Annotated in this window: 18 protein-coding genes; 12 read left to right on the top strand and 6 right to left on the bottom strand. The window is 73.0% G+C overall.

Translation table 11 applies throughout. The features are described from left to right. Nucleotides 1-146: 146 nt before the first annotated feature. Together ABT247_RS00285 and ABT247_RS00280 are read left to right on the top strand one after the other, a co-directional pair. A complete protein-coding gene (locus tag ABT247_RS00285) occupies nucleotides 147-929 on the top strand; it encodes a hypothetical protein (protein ID WP_350735506.1) in 783 nt (260 codons plus the stop codon). 144 nt (nucleotides 930-1073) lie between these two features. After that, entirely contained in the window at nucleotides 1074-1784 is a 711-nt protein-coding gene (locus ABT247_RS00280; protein ID WP_350735503.1) for a hypothetical protein, read from the top strand. Nucleotides 1785-1887: 103 nt separating this feature from the next. On the opposite strand, the gene ABT247_RS00275 is transcribed toward ABT247_RS00280, so the two are convergent. Both ABT247_RS00275 and ABT247_RS00270 read right to left on the bottom strand, forming a co-directional pair. After that, nucleotides 1888-2319, bottom strand: a complete 432-nt coding sequence (locus tag ABT247_RS00275; RefSeq protein ID WP_350735500.1) for a hypothetical protein — start codon at nucleotides 2317-2319, stop codon at nucleotides 1888-1890. A 306-nt stretch (nucleotides 2320-2625) separates the two neighbouring features. After that, a complete protein-coding gene (locus ABT247_RS00270) occupies nucleotides 2626-3927 on the bottom strand; it encodes an MFS transporter (protein WP_350735497.1) in 1302 nt (433 codons plus the stop codon). Nucleotides 3928-3999: 72 nt separating this feature from the next. On the opposite strand from ABT247_RS00270, the gene ABT247_RS00265 reads away from it, so the two are divergent. Beyond that, complete coding sequence (locus tag ABT247_RS00265) at nucleotides 4000-4884, top strand: winged helix-turn-helix transcriptional regulator (protein ID WP_350735495.1); 885 nt, start codon at nucleotides 4000-4002, stop codon at nucleotides 4882-4884. A gap of 72 nt (nucleotides 4885-4956) precedes the next feature. On the opposite strand, the gene ABT247_RS00260 is transcribed toward ABT247_RS00265, so the two are convergent. Further along, nucleotides 4957-5658, bottom strand: a complete 702-nt coding sequence (locus tag ABT247_RS00260; protein ID WP_350735492.1) for a hypothetical protein — start codon at nucleotides 5656-5658, stop codon at nucleotides 4957-4959. A gap of 295 nt (nucleotides 5659-5953) precedes the next feature. Between ABT247_RS00260 and sph the strand changes: the two genes are divergently transcribed. Next, on the top strand, nucleotides 5954-6931 hold the full coding sequence (gene sph, locus ABT247_RS00255; protein ID WP_350735489.1) for a sphingomyelin phosphodiesterase: 978 nt from the start codon (nucleotides 5954-5956) through the stop codon (nucleotides 6929-6931). A gap of 278 nt (nucleotides 6932-7209) precedes the next feature. Then, complete coding sequence (locus ABT247_RS00250) at nucleotides 7210-8013, top strand: thioesterase family protein (protein WP_350735486.1); 804 nt, start codon at nucleotides 7210-7212, stop codon at nucleotides 8011-8013. 118 nt (nucleotides 8014-8131) lie between these two features. Here ABT247_RS00250 and ABT247_RS00245 read toward each other — a convergent pair whose 3' ends face one another. Next, nucleotides 8132-9457 (bottom strand): radical SAM protein, encoded by a 1326-nt coding sequence (locus tag ABT247_RS00245; RefSeq protein WP_350735484.1) that lies wholly within the window; start codon nucleotides 9455-9457, stop codon nucleotides 8132-8134. Between the two features lie 491 nt (nucleotides 9458-9948). On the opposite strand from ABT247_RS00245, the gene ABT247_RS00240 reads away from it, so the two are divergent. Together ABT247_RS00240 and ABT247_RS00235 are read left to right on the top strand one after the other, a co-directional pair. Beyond that, nucleotides 9949-11283, top strand: a complete 1335-nt coding sequence (locus tag ABT247_RS00240) for a family 2 encapsulin nanocompartment cargo protein terpene cyclase (RefSeq protein ID WP_350735481.1) — start codon at nucleotides 9949-9951, stop codon at nucleotides 11281-11283. 91 nt (nucleotides 11284-11374) lie between these two features. Further along, nucleotides 11375-12253, top strand: coding sequence for a geranyl diphosphate 2-C-methyltransferase (locus ABT247_RS00235; RefSeq protein ID WP_350735478.1), 879 nt, complete (start codon nucleotides 11375-11377; stop codon nucleotides 12251-12253). Between the two features lie 129 nt (nucleotides 12254-12382). Here ABT247_RS00235 and ABT247_RS00230 read toward each other — a convergent pair whose 3' ends face one another. Beyond that, nucleotides 12383-13033 carry a dihydrofolate reductase family protein gene (locus ABT247_RS00230; RefSeq protein WP_350735476.1) on the bottom strand — a complete coding sequence of 217 codons (651 nt, stop codon included), beginning with the start codon at nucleotides 13031-13033 and terminating at the stop codon, nucleotides 12383-12385. A 371-nt stretch (nucleotides 13034-13404) separates the two neighbouring features. On the opposite strand from ABT247_RS00230, the gene ABT247_RS00225 reads away from it, so the two are divergent. The 3 genes from ABT247_RS00225 to ABT247_RS00215 all read left to right on the top strand — a co-directional run bounded on the left by ABT247_RS00225 (nucleotide 13405) and on the right by ABT247_RS00215 (nucleotide 15843). Next, nucleotides 13405-14475: a phosphatidylinositol-specific phospholipase C domain-containing protein gene (locus ABT247_RS00225; protein ID WP_350735474.1), complete on the top strand. Its 1071-nt coding sequence runs from the start codon at nucleotides 13405-13407 to the stop codon at nucleotides 14473-14475. A 306-nt stretch (nucleotides 14476-14781) separates the two neighbouring features. Next, on the top strand, nucleotides 14782-15171 hold the full coding sequence (locus ABT247_RS00220; protein ID WP_350735471.1) for a guanyl-specific ribonuclease: 390 nt from the start codon (nucleotides 14782-14784) through the stop codon (nucleotides 15169-15171). A 144-nt stretch (nucleotides 15172-15315) separates the two neighbouring features. After that, nucleotides 15316-15843, top strand: a complete 528-nt coding sequence (locus ABT247_RS00215) for a hypothetical protein (RefSeq protein ID WP_350735469.1) — start codon at nucleotides 15316-15318, stop codon at nucleotides 15841-15843. A gap of 531 nt (nucleotides 15844-16374) precedes the next feature. Here ABT247_RS00215 and ABT247_RS00210 read toward each other — a convergent pair. Continuing rightward, nucleotides 16375-17997 (bottom strand): alpha/beta hydrolase, encoded by a 1623-nt coding sequence (locus tag ABT247_RS00210; RefSeq protein ID WP_350735467.1) that lies wholly within the window; start codon nucleotides 17995-17997, stop codon nucleotides 16375-16377. 234 nt (nucleotides 17998-18231) lie between these two features. Here ABT247_RS00210 and ABT247_RS00205 point away from each other — a divergent pair, with 234 nt between their 5' ends. After that, the gene (locus tag ABT247_RS00205) at nucleotides 18232-19596 is read left to right on the top strand and encodes an MFS transporter (protein ID WP_350735464.1); all 1365 of its coding nucleotides are present in this window, start codon (nucleotides 18232-18234) and stop codon (nucleotides 19594-19596) included. Nucleotides 19597-19654: 58 nt separating this feature from the next. Continuing rightward, entirely contained in the window at nucleotides 19655-20503 is an 849-nt protein-coding gene (locus tag ABT247_RS00200; RefSeq protein ID WP_502892351.1) for an SAM-dependent methyltransferase, read from the top strand. Nucleotides 20504-20561: the final 58 nt, after the last annotated feature.

Below are 20561 nucleotides of genomic sequence, written 5' to 3'. Positions count from 1 at the left end.
GTCGGTGACCTGGGCGGGGGCGACCGCTCGGGGCGGAACTTCGGCCGCCCAGGGTGCTGTTCGAAGCCTCATCACCACCTGCTAATCTCAGCCGATTTCCCGCCGCGAACGGTCGGCGGACAAGACGGGGTAAGAGGGACGAACACATGGCAATTCTCCGGGCCAAGCAGAAGGCCCAGGTCATAGAGAAGCTCTCGCAGGTGGCGCCTCCTGGGGAGACCTTCATCGCCTGCGTGCATGCGGAGAGCGGCCCCAGCCCGTGGCTCAACGGTGTCTTCGGCGAGATCCCGCTGCTCGGCCTGATCATCATCCTGACCCGCCGCTACTACTTCCTGACGCTCACCAACACCCACGTGGTGGTCAACGCGGCCAGCCGCTGGACGAACCGCCCCGGCGACGTCGTCGCGGCGTTCCCGCGCACCGCCTTCCCGGTCAGCCGGGTCAAGCGCGCCAGCATCTGGAGCTCGATGTACCTCCAGATGCCGGGTGACGCCAAGCCGATGCGCCTGAACATCCACCGCATCTGGCGGGCCGAGATGGACCAGCTGAGCGCGGCCTTCCCGCCCGGGTCGATCGACCCGTCCTCGCAGCCGTTCGACACGCCGCAGGGCCAGCCGTACCCGATGGCCGGCCAGCCGGTGCCGGGGCAGCCGATGCTGCCGCAGCAGCAGGGGTACGCGGCGCCGCAGGCGCCGTACCCGCCGCAGGGCCAGCCGCACCCGCAGCACCAGCCGCACCCCCAGCCGCCGGCCAACCCGTACCCGGCACCCCAGGGCTACCCGGCGCCGCAGGGCTACCCGGCTCCCCAGGGGCAGCCGTACCCGCCGCAGCCGGGCGCCCCGGTGCCGCCGCAGGCGCAGCCCTACCCGCCGCAGGTCCCGAACGTGCCGTACCCGGGCCAGCCGGGAGGCTACCCGGGTCAGCACTGACCCGAGCCGAGTGCGCTCCGGCCCCGACTCCCGCCCGGGAGTCGGGGCCGCCTGGTTCCAGGCCGGGCCGGGCCCGACGCGACGAGCCGGACCGACTCTGCGAGGCTGAGAGAGCAGCTACCTCGACCGAGGAGGCCGGCACCGATGTCAGCGCAGAACCCGGAGCCGTCCCGACGGAGGGCTCGCGCCGCCGCGCTCCGGGCGGCCGAGGTCCGCCACCAGCGGCGACGGCGATGGCTGGTGGGCGGGCTGATCGGCCTGCTCGTACTCGTGGCGGTCGGCGGGATCGCCGTCGTGATCGCGACGAACCAGAGCTCGTCCCCGCCCTCCGGGGTGCCGGCGCACCCGCGCACGACCGCCGAGGGCCGGACCACCCCGCCGCCCTGGGACGCGCCCGCCGACGTCGCGGCGGCCGTCAAGGCGGCCGGTCTACCGATGCTCGGGGCCGAGGGCACGGCCCTGCACATCCACGCGCACCTCGACGTGTACGCCGACGGACAGGCCGTGACGGTGCCCGCGTTGATCGGCATCGACGAGAACGCCCAGCGGATCAGTCCGCTGCACACCCACGACACCACCGGCGTCATCCACGTCGAATCGCCGGTGAACGCCGACTTCACGCTGGGCCAGTTCCTGACCGAATGGCAGGTCTCCGCCTCCGCCGACCACCTCGGCGGCCTGCGCACCGACGCCACCCACTCGCTGACCGCGTACGTGAACGGCAAACCGGTGGCCGGCGATCCGGCGGCGATCACGCTGCACGCCCACGACGAGATCGCCCTGGTGTACGGCACGGCGGCGGAGAACGCCTCCGTGGCCGTGCCGAGCAGCTACAACTGGCCGAGTGGCCTGTAGGGGGGAGTCCTGCCCAGGGGGTCTCCGGAGGTGCGCCGCAAGCCCCCGCCTGCGGAGCACCTCCGGAGAGGACCCGGTACGCCGCGCGTTCCGTGCCGTGGGGCTACTGGGGGTTCTCCAAGATCTCGATCTCCCCGCCGCACTTGCCCCCGACGGCATTGCCGGCGACGCAGAACCTGATCACGACGCTCTTTCCGTGGGTGGGGCTGAAATAGCCCGTACCGAATACCAGCCCGTACACCCGGCGGAACTTTCCGTCGGAGGGGTCGTCCTCTCCCGGGCGGATGTAGGAGGTGCGCCTGATTTCGCTTCGGCCACCACCGTATTCACGGGACCAGTGCTCGAGATAGCCGTAGGTGGCGTCCTGCGTGTAGAGCAGTTCGACGTCCGCCGTGACCTCGTAGCTGTCGTTCCCGAACCGGACCTCGCCATGGCGGGCCTGGGTGCTGAGGCAGGCGGGGAAGAACCAGCCGTTGCAGTGGGACCCCTCGAAGCGCCGCACGGTGTCGGCGTGCGCGGAGGCCGACGTCGTCATGGAGAGCAGCAGAGCGGCTCCCGCGAATCCGATTGTTCTGCACATTTTTCGAAACGTTCTCTTCATGTGCTCCCCACGTATTCGGATGGGGCCGTCGGGCCCGGCCTCCGTCGAAGACGGTATGCCCACGGAATCATCCGGTGAAGCTTTTCCGGCGGGGAAAAATGAGGGTGAACAAAGTAGTCTTGTATTACTCGGCTGCGTCAATGCGAATTCGCTGTCCAGCCATTCCAAGTACCCGCGGATCCTCCGGGCGGCTCGGCGCCCGGCCCGGTCGACGGAGGAGCGGGGCCGGGCCGGCCGGGCTCAGGCCAGGTCGCGCATCCGCCGGATCGGGCTCGCCAGCAGGACGGCGGGGCTGGCCACGCTGCTCACCGCGAACAGCAGCAGCGCCGTACGCGGCCCCCAGGCCGCCGCCGCGGCGCCGGCGGCGAGGGCGCCGACCGGGATCGCGCCCCAGGAGACGAAGCGGACGGTGGCCATCACCCGGGACAGCAGCTCCGGCGGCGTCCTGGTCTGCCGGTGGGTGCGGGTCACGATGCTGGTCACCACGACGCCGGCGGAGAACCCGGCGTTGCCGAGGGCGAAGACCAGCGTCCCCCAGCCTGACCCTGCCAGCGGAAGCAGCAGGGCGAAGGCGGTGGCGACCACCGCGCCCCACCACACCGCGCGACCGGTGCCGATCCGGGCCACCAGTCGGGGTGTGGCGGCGGCGCCGAGCAGGCTGCCGAGGCCTCCGGTGGCCAGCAGGGCGCCGACGGCGGCGGCCGGCGCGTCCAGGGTGCGGACCAGGAACACCGGGGTGAGCGTCATCAGGGCGCCGCAGACGAAGTTCACCGCGGTGGCGTCGGCGACGCAGGGCTTGATCACCGGATGCCGGACGACGAACCGCCAGCCCTCCCGGATCTGTTCCCGCATGCCGGCGCCGTCCGTCCGTTCGGCGGCCGGTTGCCCGGTGCGCGGCAGACTGCCCAGCAGCGCCGCCGAGGCCAGGTAGCTGACCGAGTCCAGCAGCATCGACGCCGCGCCGCCGACCAGCTGGACCAGCACGCCGCCCAGCGAGGGGCCGGCCAGGTCGGTCGCCGCGACGCTGCCGGAGAGCAGGCTGTTGCGGGCGGTCAGCTGCTCCTTCGGGACGACGGTGGGCAGGAAGGTGGAGTTGCCCACGTCGAAGACGACGCTCGCGAACCCGACGACCAGTGCCACCACGACGAGCTGCGGCAGCCCGAGCACGCCGAGGGCCGCCGCCAGCGGCACCGAGGCCACGGCGACGCCGCGGAGCAGGTCCATCGCGACCTGGGTGCCGCGCAGTGGCAGCCGGCGGACCAGCACCCCGGCGGGCAGCCCGACCAGCAGCCAGGCCACGTAGGCCGCGCCCGTGATCAAGCCGACCTGCAGCGCCGTCGCGTGCAGGGTGACCACCGCGATCAGGGGCAGCGCCACCGCCGTCACCTGGTCCCCGAGCCGGCTGACCGTCGAGGCGGTCCAGTAGCGCCAGAACGCCCCCGCCCCGCCGTCCCGGCGCCCGCCGGGCCGCACCGCGTCGACCGCTTCCGCCGGCGCCTGCACGCCCGCGCCGTCCACCGTCTCCACCGGTTCCGCCGTCACGTCCACCCCCTTGTCGCCACCCGGTCCGGGACCGAGTGAGTTCCGTTTGGGAACTCACTATAATCACTGATCATGCGGCACACCGAAGCGGCTGACCCCGACTGCGCGATCTCCCAGGCCCTGAGCGTGGTCGGGGACACCTGGACCCTGCTCCTGATCAGGGACGTGGCCGGCGGCACCCACCAGTTCGACGCGCTGCAGAACGCACTCGGCATCAGCCGCAAGGTGCTCACCGAGCGGCTCAAGGCCCTCGTCGCCGACGGCGTGCTGGAGAAGCGGCTCTACCACCCGCACCCGCCGCGCTACGAGTACCACCTGACCGGAGCCGGACGCGGACTGCTGCCGGTGCTGGTCGCCCTCCAGGACTGGGGCGGACGCTACGTCCTGGGCGACGGCTCGCTCTCCGGCACCAGCGCCGCCGACTCCGCCGAGACCCGCCGGGTCATGGCACTGACCGGCCGCCGACTGCCCGCAATGGAGCTCACCGCCGCCTCCGGCGGGCCGGCCGACCCGGTGGCCGCGGACCGCGCCTGGACGGTGCTGTACTGCTATCCGGGCGCCTACGCGCCGGGCGGTGCGGACTACCCGCCGGGCTGGAGCGGGATTCCCGGAGCGGCCGGCTGCACGCTGGAATCCTGCACCTACCGGGACCGGATGGGAGAGTTCGCCGCCCGCGACGCCGCCGTCTACGGCGTCAGCACCCAGCGGCCGGACCAGCTGGCCGCCTTCGCCGAGCACGCGCGGATCCCGTTCCCGCTGCTCTCGGACGCCGGGCTGGAACTCGCCGCCACCCTCCGGCTGCCCACCTTCCGCGCCGCCGGTGTGGACCGCCTCAAGCGGCTCACCCTGGTCCTCGACGACTCCCGCACCGTCCGCGGCGTGCTCTACCCCGTCACCGACCCGGCGGGCTCGGTTGAGGACGCCCTCGCCCTGCTCGACGGCCTGGTCGGGACCTGACGGACGGCTGCGCCCGGCCCGGTCGGCGACGCAGCCGTCGTCCTCGAGCGGTTCGGACCGCCGGCCCGGCTGCTACTTGCCGCCCTTGCGGCCGCCGCGCCCCCGCAGGGAGCGGTGGGCGGCGCCGAAGGTGAGCGCGGCCCACAGGACGGCAACCGCGCCGGCGACGTAGACACCACTGCTGCGGAAGGAGAGGTCCTTCTCCAGGGTGGCGGGCGGGGCCCAACCGTCCGGGTCGACCACGACGGTCGCGGTGGTGCCGACGGAGCCGCCCGAACAGCCGATGCCCTCGATCGTGCCGTGGGGCAGCGGCCGGTCGTCCTCCCGGCGGACGGTGCAGGTCCAACTGACCTTGCCCGTCTTGTCCTTGGCGCTGTGGGCCGCGGTGATGACCACCTGGGTCTCCACCCCGCGGTGGGAGAGCAGCTGAGCGCGGATGGCGGGCGTGGGGATCACCAGCAGCAGCACGCCCAACAGGACGGCCGGCCAGACCACCCACCCGGTGCTGCGGACCAGCATCAGCCCCACCACGGCCGCCATCAGCACCAGGACCGCGAGGACCGTGCAGCCGACCTGGTAGTCCGGGTTGCTGGCGAGCGCGAGCAGCCCGATGATCAGCACCGGTGCGAGCACCCCGACCAGCACCGCCGTCCGGCGCACGGTGCGCGGCGGCAGCGGGGCGTCCTTGCGCGCCCGCTTGCGGACGGGCTTCGCCGGCCGGGAGGCCCCGGCGGCGAGCGGTCTCTTCGGCTTCCTGTTCCTGCTGCTGGTCATGCTGCCCCCGATCGGTGTGCGCGGTCGTGCCCGCGCCAGTGTGACGGCAGCCCCCGACAGCCGGAAGACCGGGGGTCCGATCGGGCTGACCAGCCCGATCGCCGGGGAGCGGGCCGCCGGAACCGACGCTGCGTCACCGGCCGTCCGCCCCAACGACTCCGACGGTCCCGCCCTCCTGTTCCGGACGAGTTCACCGAATGCTCGCCGGAAGTCTTGCGAGCCGTGCACGCACCGAAGTTGGATGCACAACATCCCGCGAACCGGCGGGTCACCACGTCCCCCACGGAGCCCCCGGATGCCCCTGCCGTCCCCGCGCCGCGCCCTCGCCGCAGCCGCCGCCGCCACCGTGCTCGCCACCCTCGGCACCGCCCCGGCCGCCGCGGAGAGCGCCCCCGTCACCGCGCCGCCGCTGCACGTCCTGACGTACAACACCTTCCTGATGAGCACCTCGCTCTACCCCAACTGGGGCCAGCAGCAACGCGCCCGGGCCATCGCCTCGGCGGACTTCTTCCAGGGCCACGACGTGGTCGTGCTGGAGGAGGCCTTCGACAACGCGGCCTCCGACGCGCTGATCGCCCAGGCCGCGGCCGCCTACCCGTACCACACGCCGGTGGTGGGACGCTCCACCAGCGGCTGGGACGCCACTTCGGGCAGCTACAGCGCCACCACCCCCGAGGACGGCGGGGTCACCCTGCTCAGCAAGTGGCCGATCCTGCGCAAGGAGCAGTACGTCTTCAAGGACGCCTGCGGCTCCGACTGGTGGTCCAACAAGGGCTTCGTCTACGCGGTGCTGGACGTCGACGGGCGCCGCACCCACGTGGTCGGCACCCACCTGCAGTCCACCGACTCCGGGTGCGCGAGCGGGCAGGCCGCCGACGACCGGGCCAGGCAACTCGGCGCGATGCGGGCCTTCCTGGACGCCAAGCGGATCCCGGCCGACGAGCCGATCGCCGTCGCCGGCGACCTCAACATCGACTCGCGCGGATCCGAGTTCCAGGCGCTGCTGGACAACGGCAACCTCGCCCCGGCCTCCGCCCGCACCGGCTGGCCGTACTCCTTCGACACCACCGACAACTCCATCGCCGCCTACCGCTACCCGGGCGAGCCCAAGGAGGACCTCGACCACGTGCTCTACCGGGCCGACCACGCCCGCCCGCAGCAGTACACCAACGAGGTCCTGCGGGTGCACAGCGCGCCCTGGACGGTGAGCAGCTGGGGCAGGAGCTACACCTACACCGACCTCTCCGACCACTACCCGCTCGCCGCGCACTGACCGCCGCTCCGTCGGGGGGCGAGGCGGGCGGTACGGCCTGCGGTGGGCCTGGCCACGGCGGTGCGGGCGGTGACCGTCCGGTCGGGCTCCGGACGCGGCGGTGCGGGACGCGGCGGTGTGGGGCGCGGCGATGTGGGGCGCGGCGGTGTGGGGCGCGGCGGTGTGGGGCGCATCACAACCGCCGGTGCGGTTCGGCCCCATACGATCGTGATCGCGGGCGCCGGAGTCCTGCGGCGCCCGCTCGGCCCCCCGCGATCCGGCCCGAGGAGAAACGCACCTTGACCGCCCCCACCGCCGCGCCCGACAGCTACTACCAGCGCACCGGCGAGCACCGCTACAAGCCGACCGGCCACGCGCAGGGCGCCTGGCACCCGGACGAGCAGCACTTCAGCCCGGTGGGCGGCCTGATCGCCCACGCGATCGACCGCTACCGGGCCGGCCGCCCCGCCGACGGCCTGGCACTGGCCCGGATCAGCTACGACATACTCGGCCTGATCGCCCTCGACGAGCTCGAGATCACGGTGGAGACCGTCCGGCCGGGCCGCACCATCGAGCTGGTGGAGGCGGTGGCCACCGTGGGCGACCGCGCGGTCGTCCGGGCCCGGGCCTGGTTCCTGGCCGAGCTGGACACCGCCGCCGTCGCCGGAACCCACGACGAACCGCTGCCCGCGCCCGAGGAGTTCGAGCCGTGGGCGATGAGCGGACAGTGGGGCGGCGGCTACATCGCCTCCATCGACGTCCGGCACCGCCTCACCGCCCCCGGGCGCGCCGCCGCCTGGGTCTCCACGCCGCTGGAGCTGGTCGCGGGGGAGCCCAGCAGCCCGCACGCCGCCTTCCTCACCCTGGTCGACACCGCCAACGGGATCGCCGTCCGCCGGGATCCCGGTGAGTGGATGTTCCCCAACACCGATCTGACGGTCCACCTGCACCGCCGCCCCGAAGGCCGCTGGACCGGCCTGGACACCGCCGTCACCTTCGGTCCGGCCGGGCACGGTGTCACCAGCACGGTGCTGCACGACGTCCACGGCCCGGTCGGCCGTGCCGAGCAGATCCTCACCGTCCGCCCGCTGAACGGCGGGTGAGGCCACGCTCGGCCGGCCTTCGACGGGCCGCTGCGCGGCGGGCGAGCGCTCGCCGGGCGGGTCCGGCGGTCCGGCAGTGCCGCCCCCGGCCGGGCGCGCGGCACCGCCGGCAGCGGGCTCAGCCCGGGAGCGAGTCCATGAAGGAGCTGACCGAGAAGACCGCCTTGCCGGGACCGGCCGGGCCGTAACCGGGCGGGGAGGAGAGGCCGAACTCCTCCAGGGCCGCCCGGTAGGTCCGCAGCAACCGGATGTGGTACTCCAGCGGCGCGCCCTGCGGGTTGGCCTTGCCGAGCGGGGTGGTGGGCTCGGGGCACCAGGTGGTGAACCGGGGGACCACCCCGTGGGACATGAAGAACCGCAGGCCTTCCCGGGTGGAGGCGATCGCCTCGTCGACGGTGGTGAAACCGAAGGGCTCGGCCATCTCCACGCCCGCGACGAAGTTGGGGATCACGTTCTCCGCGCCGAACACCTCGGTGGAGTCGAGGATCCGGCGGTGCCACTCGTCCCGGCCGACGTAGCGCTCCTTGCCGGGGCAGTAGAGCTCGAACAGGCGCTTGTCCCAGACCTCGAAGTTGGGGTGGTAGATCCGCACGCCGTAGTCGCGGAAGCGCTGGATGTCCTCGCGCGGCAGCGCCTGGGCGACCACCTTGCCGATCCAGCGGCGGGGGAAGCGCTCCTCGATGGCCCTGGCGTACTGCCCGTAGAAGTCGGCCTCGTCCCGGCCGCCGACGTGCGAGGTGATGGCGCCGCCGGTGAGGGTGTAGGCCTGGGAGGCGCGGGCGGTGTCGTGCCGGTCGATCAGCTCGAGGGCCTCCAACACCTCCTCGACCGGCTTGACCCCGGTGTACGGGCGGCCGGCCGCCTTGTGCTGGCGCCAGTTGTGGTTGATGTCGCAGTACTGGCACTCCTCCTTGGCGCCGAAGTACTGGCAGACCCGGAACACCGTGAGGTAGATGAGGTAACCCCACTGGATCGTCGGGGCGACCTCCATCACGGACTTGCCGTTGGCCAGGGTGTGGCGGTAGTAGTCGGGCATCGGCGGCAGGCCGACGTCGGCGATCCGGGCTCCGTCCAGGTAGAGGCCGAGGGTGCCGTCCTCGCCCGCCCCCACCCGGTACGGCGAGTCCGGGTTGACCCGCACCGACACCACCGTGCGGCGCAGCCCGTACGGTCCGCCGGTCAGCACCACCTCCTCCGGCGGCCGGTTGAGTGCGGCCGCGCCGAGTTCGGGCAGGGTGCGGTGGTCGAAGGAGAAGATGAAGTACGACTTCGGCTTGACCTCGCCGCCCCCGTCGGCGCCGGAGCTGCCGCTGAGGGCCGACTCGTCGAAGGCCATGCCTCCGCGCAGCAGATCCTCCTTGATCACCGCCTCCCGGGGCACGTCGGGGAAGCGCTCCATAAGGTCCTCGACGAGTGCGGTGCGACTGCTGGGCTGGCTCTCCATGCGCTGGTCTTCCTTCCCGGTCCCGCTTCCTCGACGGGGCCCCAGGCCATTCTTCTCCCTCTTACACGGCCGGCTACGGGCGGAACCGCTCGTCGGGGCGGGCGGCCCGCGGCCGGGCAGCGCCGGACGCGCCACGGTCGCGGTGGGTTGACGCGGTCCGCAGCGGGGGCGCAGGGGGCCGGGCCGCCGCCATGCGCCGGAGGGTGGGGTCGGCCCGTGCAGGATGAGGGGGCGCTTCAAACGCCGTACGCATGAACGTTCACCTTATCGGGTGTAGAAGATCGTCCATTGCGTTCCGTGGCACGCCTTCGCGCCTACGGTTGGGAAACGAGCGAGACGGGGCCCGCGGCGTGGAGTTCCCCTTCGCGACGGCGGGATGACGGCCCGTCACATCCTGCGGTCCTTCTCAGAGGAGGCTCCATGCCCGTGCGCACCCAACCGGACTCACCACCCCCACCGCCCACGACCGTCCTCGTGTCAGGGGTGGGCGCATGAACACCAGCGCCATCGAGCGGATCCTGCGCGGACCGAGCGGAATCGGGACCGCCGGGCTGCAGCCGGCGCCGCAGCTCGCGGCGGCCCAGGCGCCGGCGGCAGCGGCCGCCGTCCCCGCGGAAGTCCTGCCCGAGACCGAGGTGCCCGAGGTCAGGACCCCGGAGGTCAGGACCCCGGGGTTCGGGACTCCCGGCTCCAAGGCCCCGCTCCTGGTCGGGTCGGCCGGTCCGGCGCCGGGCCTGCCCGGTCCGCCCCGCCTCGCACCGGCCGTCGCCGTCGATGCACAAGCCATCGGTGCCCCGGCCGTCGGTGTCCCGACCGTCGATGCCCCGACCGGGGGCAAGCCGAAGGCCGGCGATCCCGTCCCCGGCCTCTACCACCACCCGATCGCCGAGCCCGACCCGGTCCGGGTGGAGGCGCTCAGCCTGAAGATCAAGGCCTGGGCGATCGACGAGATCGAGCTCTACCCGCCGGAGTGGGAGAAGGACTTCGACGGGTTCTCCACCGGGCGCTACATGGTGGCCTGCCACCCGGACGCGCCCAGCGTCGACCACCTGATGCTCGCGGCCCGCCTGATGGTCGCGGAGAACGCCGTGGACGACTGCTACTGCGAGGACCTCGGCGGCTCTCCGGTCGGCCTGGGCAGCCGCCTGCTGCTCGCGCACACCGCGCTCGACCCGCTCCACACCACGGCGGAGTACCACCCGGCCTGGGAGGCCTCGCTCTCCGAGGACCCGCCCCGGCGCGCCTACCGCTCGGCGATGGACTACTTCGTCCGCGCCGCGACGCCCTCCCAGGCGGACCGCTTCCGGCACGACATGGCGCGGCTGCACATGGGGTACCTGGCAGAGGCGGCCTGGGACGAGACCGGCCACGTGCCGGAGGTGTGGGAGTACCTGGCGATGCGCCAGTTCAACAACTTCCGCCCCTGCCCGACGATCACCGACACCGTCGGCGGCTACGAGCTGCCCGCCGACCTGCACGCGCTGCCCGCCATGCAGCGGGTGATCGCGCTGGCCGGAAACGCGACGACCATCGTCAACGACCTGTACTCGTACACCAAGGAGCTGGCCAGCCCGGGGGTGCACCTCAACCTCCCCGTGGTGATCTCCGAACGCGAGCGCGTCTCGCACAAGGAGGGCTACCTGAAGGCCGTCGAGGTCCACAACGAGCTGATGCACGCCTTCGAGGCGGAGGCGGCCGCGCTGGCCGCGGCCTGCCCCGTGCCGACACTCGTACGGTTCCTGCGCGGCGTCGCCGCGTGGGTCGACGGCAACCACTACTGGCACCAGACCAACACCTACCGCTACACGCTGCCCGACTTCTGGTGAGCGCCGTTCCCGGTCGCACGCCCGGCAGCCGCCCGAATCCCGGTAATCACCCGTTTCCGGTAACCACCCTTGAGAACACTGGAGTTGACCCATGTCCGTGACCGACGACCTCAGCGCTCCCGACCGCACCATCCCCGGCCCGGCGACTCCCTACCAGGGTGACATCGCGCGCTACTGGGACCACGAGGCCCGCCCGGTCAACCTCCGCCTGGGTGACGTCGACGGCCTCTACCACCACCACTACGGCATCGGCGCGGTCGACCAGCAGGCGATCGGCGACCCGGCCGACAGCGAGCGCGAGAAGAAGGTCATCGCCGAGCTGCACCGCCTGGAGTCCGCCCAGGCCGACGTGCTGCTCGACCACCTCGGCGACATCCCGGCCGACGGCCTCCTGGTCGACGCCGGCTGCGGTCGCGGCGGCTCCATGGTCATGGCGCACCAGCGCTTCGGCTGCCGCGTCGAGGGCCTGACCCTCTCCACCCAGCAGGCCGAATTCGGCAACAAGCGCGCCGCCGAGCTCGGCATCGGGGACTTCGTCCGCTCCCGGGTGGCCAACATGCTCGACATGCCCTTCGAGAACGGCTCGGCCGCCGGCTCCTGGAACAACGAGTCCAGCATGTACGTCGACCTGCATGACCTGTTCGCCGAGCACTCCCGGGTACTGGCCGTCGGCGGCCGGTACGTGACCATCACGGGCTGCTGGAACCCGAAGTACGGGCAGCCGTCGAAGTGGGTCTCGCAGATCAACGCGCACTTCGAGTGCAACATCCACTCCCGCCGGGAGTACTTGCGGGCGATGGCCGACAACCGCCTGGTGCCGCAGGCCGTCATCGACCTGACCCCCGACACCCTGCCCTACTGGGAGCTGCGCAACACCACCTCGCTGGTCACCGGCATCGAGGAGGCGTTCATCGAGTCCTACAAGGACGGCTCCTTCCAGTACGTGCTGATCGCGGCCGACCGGGTCTGACGTGCCCGGCCGGGTGTGACCGACCGGATCCGACGAGCCCAGGCGGTCCCGGCCGGCCCGGGCGGTCCCGGCCGGTCCGGTGTGTGTCGGGCGGCCTCCCCGGAACGCGGGGAGGCCGCCCGTACCGCGTCAGCCCCGGCGGCGGGTGAGGGTGAGGTGGGTGACGCCGCTCGGGCTGCTCACGGCTTCGCTGTCGAAGCGCTGCTCCAGGCCCTCGAGCCCGGCCCACAGTGACTCGCCCCGGCCGAGCACGATCGGCACCACGACCACGTGCAGGTGGTCGATCAGGTCGGCCTCCAGGAAGGCGCGGACGGTGCTGGGCCCACCGCCGATCCGGACGTCCTTGCCGCCGGCTGCCTTCCGGGCCTGCGCCAGCGCCTCCTCGGGGGTGGCGTCGAGGAAGTGGAAGGTCGTGCCGCCCTCCATCTCGAGGCTCGGGCGCGGGTGGTGGGTGAGCACGAACACCGGGGTGTGGAACGGCGGGTTCGGGCCCCACCAGCCGCGCCAGTCCTCGTCCTGCCAAGGGCCTCGTTGCGGGCCGAACTTGTTGCGCCCCATGATCTCCGCGCCGATGTCGTCGGCCCAGGTGCGGGCCATCGCCTCGTCCACACCGGTGTCGCCGCCCGTCTTGCCGTGCATCCGCCGGAAGGTCTGGGTGCGGAAGAACCAGCGGTGCAACCGATCGGTCGCGTGGCCGAAGGGCTGCTCGAGGCTCTGGCCCTCGCCGGTGCCGTAGCCGTCGAGGGAGATCGAGAAGTTGTGGACGCGGACCAGGGACATCGGTTTCCTCCGCTGCTCGGTGCTCGGTGCTCGGTGCTCGCTGTTCGTGGGCTGGGTGATCTCGAACCCGGTGCTCGTCGCCCGGGTGGGTCGTCACAGTGCTAGTCGTCACAGTGCCCGGCTTCCAGGTGTTCGCGGGACACGCTAGCGCGCGGGTACGACAGGCTGATGCTTCGTCACCTCCGGGGCGTGGCGCCCTGCGCGGCACCCCGCGCGGGCCGGGGGAGCCCGGCCCGGACCCCCTGCAGGCGTGACGGAGTCGTCACGCTATTGTCGTGTCTTCTTCACGAGAAGCACGCCCGGGCGGGCGATGCTTGCTCGGGCGGCCGCGAGGGCGGCCGACGCGACCGAACCCGGGGGGAACGATTCCGATGACCGTACGCCGTACCCTGGCCGGCCTCATGGCGGCCGGCCTGGCCGCCGCCGCGGCGGCCCTGATCCCGACCGCCGCCCCCGCGGCCGCCGAGGGCGGCACGGGCGACCTGCCGTTCGGCTCGGCCACCACCGTGGGCCTGCACAACACCTACGACCCGGCCGCCTACCCGTACCTCGCCCAGAGCCTCGACACCGGCACCGGGATGATCGAGCTGGACCTCTGGACCGACGTCGTCACCAAGGAGTGGAAGGTCAGCCACTCCAACCCGCTCGGCAACTCCAACAACTGCACCGCCGCGGACACCCCGGCCCAGCTCTACGCCGGCGGCACCAACAAGAACCTGGAGCACTGCCTCGACGACGTCCGGGTCTGGCTCGGCGCCCACCCGGGCGCCGGACCGCTGGTGATCAAGCTGGAACTCAAGGGCGGCTTCGCCGGGAACATGGGGATGGGTGCCGACCAGCTGGACGCGCTGATCGCCGGCCACCTCGGCAACGCCGTGCTGCGCCCGGCCGACGTGCTGGCCAGGCCCGGCGGCGGCTCGTACGCCACGGTCGACGAGGCGGTGCGGGCGGGCAACTGGCCGAGCCGCTCGGCGCTCGCCGGTCGGGTACTGCTCTACGCGATCCCCGGGACGGTCGAGGAGGGCAACCCCTTCGACAACCTGCACACCGACGTCGAGTACGGGCGGCACCTGCGGGACCTCGCGGCGGCCGGGCGGATCGGCCAGGCCCAGCTGTTCCCCGCCGTGCACGGCGCCGCGGCCGGCGACCCGCGCGGCAAGTACACCGGGGCGGACGCCGGGATCCGGCCCTGGTTCGTGGTCTTCGACGGCGACGCCGCCGCCTACGTCAACGGCATCGACACCGCGTGGTACGACCGCTCGCACTACCTGCTGGTGATGACGGACGCCCAGAACGTCGCGCCGCAGATCAGCGCGACCGATCCGACCGCCGACCAGGCGCGGGCCCGCACCGAGCAGTTGGCCCGCGCGCACGCCAGCATCGTGTCGAGCGACTGGCGCAAGCTGTCGGCGGTGCAGTCCCTGGTGCTGCCGCGCGGCTGAGCCGCGCGGTCGTCCGGCACCGCGTCCGGCACTGCGGCCGTCACCGCGTCCGCCATCGCCTCCGCGTCCGCCACCGCCTCGACCGGCGGTGGCGGACGCATGTGCGGGTGCGGGGGCGAGTACCTGTGCGGGTGCGGCTGGGGTTCGGCCGGTGGGGACGGCCGACGGGCCGGCCGCCCCCGGATGCGGTCACGCGGAGCGGCCCGCTGACCCGGTCAAGTCCTGCAAAAGTACGGTGAGTTGACCGGAGGTGAAGACTCCGGACAGGGCTTCCGGGCCGCTCCCGGGCTCGTCATCCTGGGTGGCATGACCCGAACTCCACGCGTGTCAAAGCGTGTTGCCGCCACCACCGTCCTCGCCCTGACCACACTCGCGCCCGTCGCCGTCGCCACCGAGGCGCATGCCTCGGTGAGCGGCAAGGTGTGCCTTTCCGCCCTGCCCTCCCAGGCCCGGACCAGCCTCGACCTGATCGCCGCAGGCGGTCCCTTCCCGTACCGCCAGGACGGCACCGTGTTCGGCAACAAGGAGCACGTGCTGCCCTCGCAGCGGTCCGGCTACTACCACGAGTACACCGTCGTCACCCCCGGTGCCCCGACCCGGGGCGCCCGCCGGATCGTCACGGGGCAGCGGTACCGCGAGGACTACTACACCGGTGACCACTACGCCACATTCCGCCTGATCGACTTCGGCTGCTGAGCCCGCTGTCGACCTCGCCCGCGTGCCGGTGGGCCCCGGTCTCTCCCGGCCGGGGCCCACCGCCGCCGGCCGGCCGACGAGCCCGGGTGACGGCTGGTGGAACGCCGACGGTATCGTGACTGCGCCTCGGGGAGGGGGACGAAGGTGACGGCAGCAGACGCCGGCGCGGCCGGCGGACCGGAGCAGCCGGTGGACCGGGCCTCGGCGATCGCCGCCCGGCTGGAGCGGCTGATGGCCCGGGAGGCGGCGCGGTCCGGCGGACGCCCGCCGGCCTACCGGGAGTTGGCCGAGCGGATCAACCGGCTGGCGGGACGCGACGTCATCTCGCGCGACACGGTGCGCAACCTCCACCTCGGCCTGAACCAGAAGGGCCAGGCCTCCAACCCCACCGTGGACACGCTGGACTGGCTGGGCCGCGGCTTCGGCATCAGCGCCGGCGCGAGCTACTTCCTGGACGACGCCAAGGCCGCCCTGGTCGATGAGCAGCTCGATCGGCTGGGGCGGATCGGCGAGCTGGAACAGGCCCTCGGCCACGACGGGGTGGTGGACCTGGCCAGGCGTGCCGCCGCGCTCTCGGACCGGAGCCTGCGGGTCCTGCTCGCCATGGCCGACGACCTCCGCGAGCTCGAGGAGAAGGCCGCGCGTACGCCTGGTCCGGCCGACGGCCGATGAGCGGAGGCGCCGCACCGTTCGGCGATGTCCGTTTCCGCGCCGCCCACGCGGCCCGTGGCTCGGTCGGCCGCGACGGGTGGCCGTGCACCGTGCGGGGAGGCGAGCTCGCCGGTTTCGGTGGTCGCGGGGTACAACGCGCGTCGCCTGGCGATTATGATCGTCACCGCAGTGCGGGTTCGCCGACACCGACGTGATGCAGGATTGCGAAGTGGTGGCACGGGAGGTCCGCAGTCCTGCGCGGGGGCGGTCTACCGGGAGAGGGCAGGAGGGGATTTCCGGTGGCGCCGCCGCCCCTGCGAGGCCGGCTGGGTCCGACGGAGCGCGAAGGGGCGCCGCGCCTTTGTTGACGGCAGGTCCGGAAGGGGCGCCGGCGGTTCCCGTGCCGACAGTTCCCGTGCGAACGGTTCCCGTGTCGACGGCTCTCGCGGTGAGTTCCTGTGCCGACGGTTCCTGTGCCGACGGTGTGCCGACCCCCTGCCCGCTCGGGGGAGAGGCAGGGCAGGGGGACTCGGCGCGCGGCAGCCCCGGGCGTCAGTCGGTCGTGCAGCGGGTGCCCGCGGTCGGCACGGTGCCGTCGACGAGGAAGGCGTTCACCGATGCGCGGACGCAGGCGCTGCGGTCGTACGCCACGTGCCCCTCGCCCTCGCGGGTGAGCAGGACGGCGTTGCCGAGCTCGCCGGTGAGCTTCTCCGCCCAGGCGTAGGGGGTGGCCGGGTCGCCGGTGGAGCCGACGACGACGATCGGGGTGGCGGCGGTGGACTTGACGACGTGCGGCTTCTCGGTCGAGCGGAACGGCCAGACACGGCAGTCGGGATCGAACAGCGCGGCCGTCGGGTCGTGCTTGCTCACCAGCGGGGCCTTGGCGGCGAGGTCGCTGAGCGCGGCCTGGAGCTGCTCGCCGGAGGGCGCGTCGGTGGCGCCGTCGGCGCAGTGGATGGCGGTGTAGGCGTCCGTGGAGGGCCCGTAACGGCCGTCCTTGTCCCGGCCGTTGTAGTCGTCGGCGAGCGCGAGCAGGTCGTCCCCCTCGCCGCGGACCATGGCCCAGCCGAGGGCGTTGCGCAGGCCGGCCCAGGCCTGTTCGCCGCCGTAGAGTCGGCCGATCACGCCGTTCCAGGCCGCGGTGGAGGTGAGGGTCCGGCCCTTGGCGGTCTTGAGCGGCTTGTCCTTGAGCCCGTCGAGGAAGTCGGCGAGCTTCCCCGCCGCGAGATCGGGGTCCTTGCCGAGCGGGCACGGGTTCTTGGCGGCGCAGTCCGCGGCGAACGCCTTCAGCGAGCGCTCGAATCCGGCTTCCTGCTCGATGTTGTGCTGGATCAGGGTGCTGGACGGCGAGGTGGCGCCGTCCAGCACCAGCCGGCCGGCCCGGTCCGGGAACTCCTCGGCGTAGAGCGAGCCGAGGTAGGTGCCGTAGGACATGCCGAGGTAGCTGAGCTTCCGGTCGCCGAGGGCGGCGCGCAGGACGTCCATGTCGCGGGCGGTGTTGCGGGTGCTGACGAAGGGCAGCACCCGGGCGTACTTGGCCTGGCACGCGTCGGCGAGCTGCTTGCCGTGGTCGGCGCCGGCCTCGTCGGTGTTCAGCCAGCCGTCGCGGGTCCGGTCGTCCAGGCAGTTGAGCGGGCTGGTGCCGCCGACGCCGCGCGGGTCGAAGCCGACGAGGTCGTACCGGTCGTGCACCGGACCGTCGAAGCGCTTCGGGCCGCCCTTGACCATGGCGACGCCGGAACCGCCCGGACCGCCCGGGTTGAGGATCAGCGAGCCGATCCGCTGGTCCTGCTTGACCGCGGGGTTGCGGATCACGGCGACGTCCAGCGTGCCGCCGTCCGGGGCGGCGTAGTCGAGCGGGACCTTGAGGGTCGAGCACTGCAGTGCCGAGGTGTCGGCCTGTTCCTCGCCCGACTGGTCGCCGTCGTTCCGGCAGGGCGCCCAGGCCAGCTGCTGGCCGTAGAAGGCCTTGAGGGCCGGGTCGTCGGCGCCGGTGGGCTTGGAGGTCGGGGTCGGGGTCGCGCTCGGAGTGGCGGACGCGAGGGTGGTGGCGGACGCCGCGGCCGGGGCGGGCGCGGAGGAGGAGCCGCCGCTGGTGCAGCCGGCCAGCAGGGCGACGGCGGTGGCGGCGGAGACGGCGACGGGCAGGGCGCGCCGTGAGGTCCGGATGATCATCGAATGCACCGCACACAAATATCACCAGGTAGTCACACCGGTCACATCGGTGGTGCGTACCCTTCCCGTACGCCCTCTCGCACGCCCGCACGCCCGCACGCCTGCTTGCCCGGAGGGGGCCGCCCGCTACGCCCGCTTGCCCCAAGGGGCCGCCCGCACGCCTGCTCGCCGACCGCCCGGACGAGCCCGCCGGGCCCGATTCCCCCGCCCTCCCGACGGTGCCATGCTGACGCCATGACAGATCGCAACGAGACCGATCCCGCCGGGGGTGAGGCGCGAACCGGTGGTCGACGGCGGGAGCTGGCGGCGGCGACCGTCGGGTCGGTGGTCGAGTCCTTCGACTGGAACGTCTACGCCGTGCTCGCGCCGTACTTCGCCGCGGACCTCTTCGGCCACGGCAAGGGCGGCGTCAGCGGGGTGCTCGGCGCGTACGCCACCTTCGCCGTCGGCTTCGGGGCCCGGCCGGTCGGTTCCTACCTGATCGGGCGGCTCAGCGACACCCGGGGGCGGCGGTTCGCGCTCAGCCTCGGGATGGCGGTGATCGCGGCGGCGAGTCTGGGCATCGCCGTGCTGCCGGGGCAGCGGAGCGTCGGCGCCTGGGCGGCCGTGCTGGCGGTCACCGCGCGGGTGGTGCAGGGGCTCGCCTTCGGCGGCGAGGCGCCGAGCGTCGCCGCGTACGTCACCGAGACCGCCCCGCCGCGGCACCGCTTCGCCTTCAGCTCGGTGTCCTACGGCGGGATCATCCTCGGCTCGCTGCTCTCCTTCGGCGTGCTCACCCTGCTGATCCACACCATCGGCAAGTCGGGTCTGGAGCACGGCGGTTGGCGCTGGGGCTTCGGCGCCGCCGCGCTGCTCGGCCTCGGCGCGGTGTGGGTGCGACGTGCCGCGCCGGAGAGCGCCGAGTTCCACCGCGCCCGCGCGAGGTCCCGCGCCCAGGGGCCGGACGCCGCACGCCCGCCGTTCCTCCGGATGCTCCGTGAGCACCGCTGGGCGGTGCTCACCGTCTTCCTCAACACCCTCGGCGGCACCGTCGGGTACTACTTCGCGCTGGTCTACCTGCCGCAGTACGCCGCCGCCTACCACGTGATCGACAAGGAGCAGGCGGCCTCCTTCATGACCGTGGTGCTGGGCGCGGTGCTGGTCACCATGCTGCTCACCGGTGCGGCCGCCGACCGCTTCGGCCTGCTGCCGGTCGCCCGGCTCGGCTTCGGACTGCCCGTCCCGGCCGTCGGCATCCTGCTGGCCGGGCTGCGCGGTGGCTGGCTGCCCTTCCAGGCCGTGGCCGTGCTGCTCGGGATGCTGGTGGCGACGGTGCTCGGCACGCTCAACGTCTTCACCGGTCTGCTCTTCCCGACCGAGGTCAGGGCGGTCGGCCTCGGCGTGGTCAACGCGGCCACCATCGCCGCCTTCGGCGGGACCTTCCCGCTGCTCGCCGAGTGGCTCGACCACCACAACCGGCTCGGTGTGATCCCCGCCTACGTCACGGTCTGCACGGCGGGGCCGGCCCTCGCCCTGCTGACGGCGATGCGGGTGCCCTCGTTCGCCGCCGCGGTGAAGGAGGCGGAAGCAGGCGTTCAGCGGACACCGGGAACCGCCTGACGGACGTCGCCTCCTGTGGTTGAGTGGTCCGGGACGGACGTCGAACGGGGAGGGCGCAGTGGACAGCATCGGGCCGGAGAGCTGGTTGACGGAGGCCGCGTTCGACCAGCCGCCCCAGGTGGACCTGCGGACCGACCGGGCGCACTCGGCCCGGGTCTACGACTACCTGCTCGGTGGCAAGACCAACTTCCCGGCCGACCGCGAGATGGCCGACCGCCTGCTCGCCGACCTGCCCGGTGCCCGGGACGGCGCCGCCGCGGCCCGCGGCGTGATGCACCGGATGGTCCGCCGCCTGGCCGGGACGCACGGCATCCGCCAGTTCCTGGACATCGGCACCGGCATCCCCACCGCCCCCAACCTGCACGAGGTCGTCCAGGCGGTGGACCCGACCTGCCGGGTGGTCTACGTGGACAACGACCCGATCGTGCTGGCCCATTCGCGGGCGCTGCTCAGCAGCACCGCCGAGGGCCGCACCGCGTACGTCGAGGGTGACCTGCGCGACCCGGAGAAGTTCCTGGCCGACCCGGCGGTGGCCGCCACCCTGGACCTGACCGAGCCGGTCGCGCTGACGCTGATCAACATCGTGCACTTCCTCTCCGACGAGGCCGCGCACCCGCCCGTCCGCAAGCTCCTGGACGCCCTGCCCTCCGGCAGCTTCCTCGCGCTGACCGCGGGGACCGCCGACAACGCGCCGGAGCAAGCAGCGGTCGGCGCGCGCCGCTACGCGGAGGCGGGGATCGACGTCCACGTACGCTCCCTGGCCGAGGTGGAACGTTTCTTCACCGGTTTGGAACTGGACGACCCGGGCGTGGTACTGGTCAACCGCTGGCACCCGGAGCTGGGGGAGCCCTCGGCCGTCGCCGACAGCGAGGTCTCGGTGTACGGCGGCCTCGCCCGCAAGCCGTAGGGGCAGCCGCCCGCCCCCGGCCCCTGACGGCTCGTCGGGGGCCGGGTACTCCGAGGGG

Source organism: Kitasatospora sp. NPDC001539, assembly GCF_040298565.1.
Lineage (GTDB): Bacteria > Actinomycetota > Actinomycetes > Streptomycetales > Streptomycetaceae > Kitasatospora.
Note: the sequence above shows the minus strand (reverse complement) of the source record. Positions and strands in the feature narration are given on the sequence as shown.

What these genes read in the sequence shown, in the direction of transcription:
- ABT247_RS00285 (WP_350735506.1), top strand. Translation starts at nt 147, where the DNA reads ATGGCAATTCTCCGGGCCAAGCAGAAGGCCCAGGTCATAGAGAAGCTC.
- ABT247_RS00280 (WP_350735503.1), top strand. Translation starts at nt 1,074, where the DNA reads ATGTCAGCGCAGAACCCGGAGCCGTCCCGACGGAGGGCTCGCGCCGCC.
- ABT247_RS00275 (WP_350735500.1), bottom strand. Translation starts at nt 2,319, where the DNA reads ATGACGACGTCGGCCTCCGCGCACGCCGACACCGTGCGGCGCTTCGAG.
- ABT247_RS00265 (WP_350735495.1), top strand. Translation starts at nt 4,000, where the DNA reads ATGCGGCACACCGAAGCGGCTGACCCCGACTGCGCGATCTCCCAGGCC.
- ABT247_RS00260 (WP_350735492.1), bottom strand. Translation starts at nt 5,658, where the DNA reads ATGACCAGCAGCAGGAACAGGAAGCCGAAGAGACCGCTCGCCGCCGGG.
- sph (WP_350735489.1), top strand. Translation starts at nt 5,954, where the DNA reads ATGCCCCTGCCGTCCCCGCGCCGCGCCCTCGCCGCAGCCGCCGCCGCC.
- ABT247_RS00245 (WP_350735484.1), bottom strand. Translation starts at nt 9,457, where the DNA reads ATGGAGAGCCAGCCCAGCAGTCGCACCGCACTCGTCGAGGACCTTATG.
- ABT247_RS00240 (WP_350735481.1), top strand. Translation starts at nt 9,949, where the DNA reads ATGAACACCAGCGCCATCGAGCGGATCCTGCGCGGACCGAGCGGAATC.
- ABT247_RS00235 (WP_350735478.1), top strand. Translation starts at nt 11,375, where the DNA reads ATGTCCGTGACCGACGACCTCAGCGCTCCCGACCGCACCATCCCCGGC.
- ABT247_RS00230 (WP_350735476.1), bottom strand. Translation starts at nt 13,033, where the DNA reads ATGTCCCTGGTCCGCGTCCACAACTTCTCGATCTCCCTCGACGGCTAC.
- ABT247_RS00225 (WP_350735474.1), top strand. Translation starts at nt 13,405, where the DNA reads ATGACCGTACGCCGTACCCTGGCCGGCCTCATGGCGGCCGGCCTGGCC.
- ABT247_RS00220 (WP_350735471.1), top strand. Translation starts at nt 14,782, where the DNA reads ATGACCCGAACTCCACGCGTGTCAAAGCGTGTTGCCGCCACCACCGTC.
- ABT247_RS00210 (WP_350735467.1), bottom strand. Translation starts at nt 17,997, where the DNA reads ATGATCATCCGGACCTCACGGCGCGCCCTGCCCGTCGCCGTCTCCGCC.
- ABT247_RS00205 (WP_350735464.1), top strand. Translation starts at nt 18,232, where the DNA reads ATGACAGATCGCAACGAGACCGATCCCGCCGGGGGTGAGGCGCGAACC.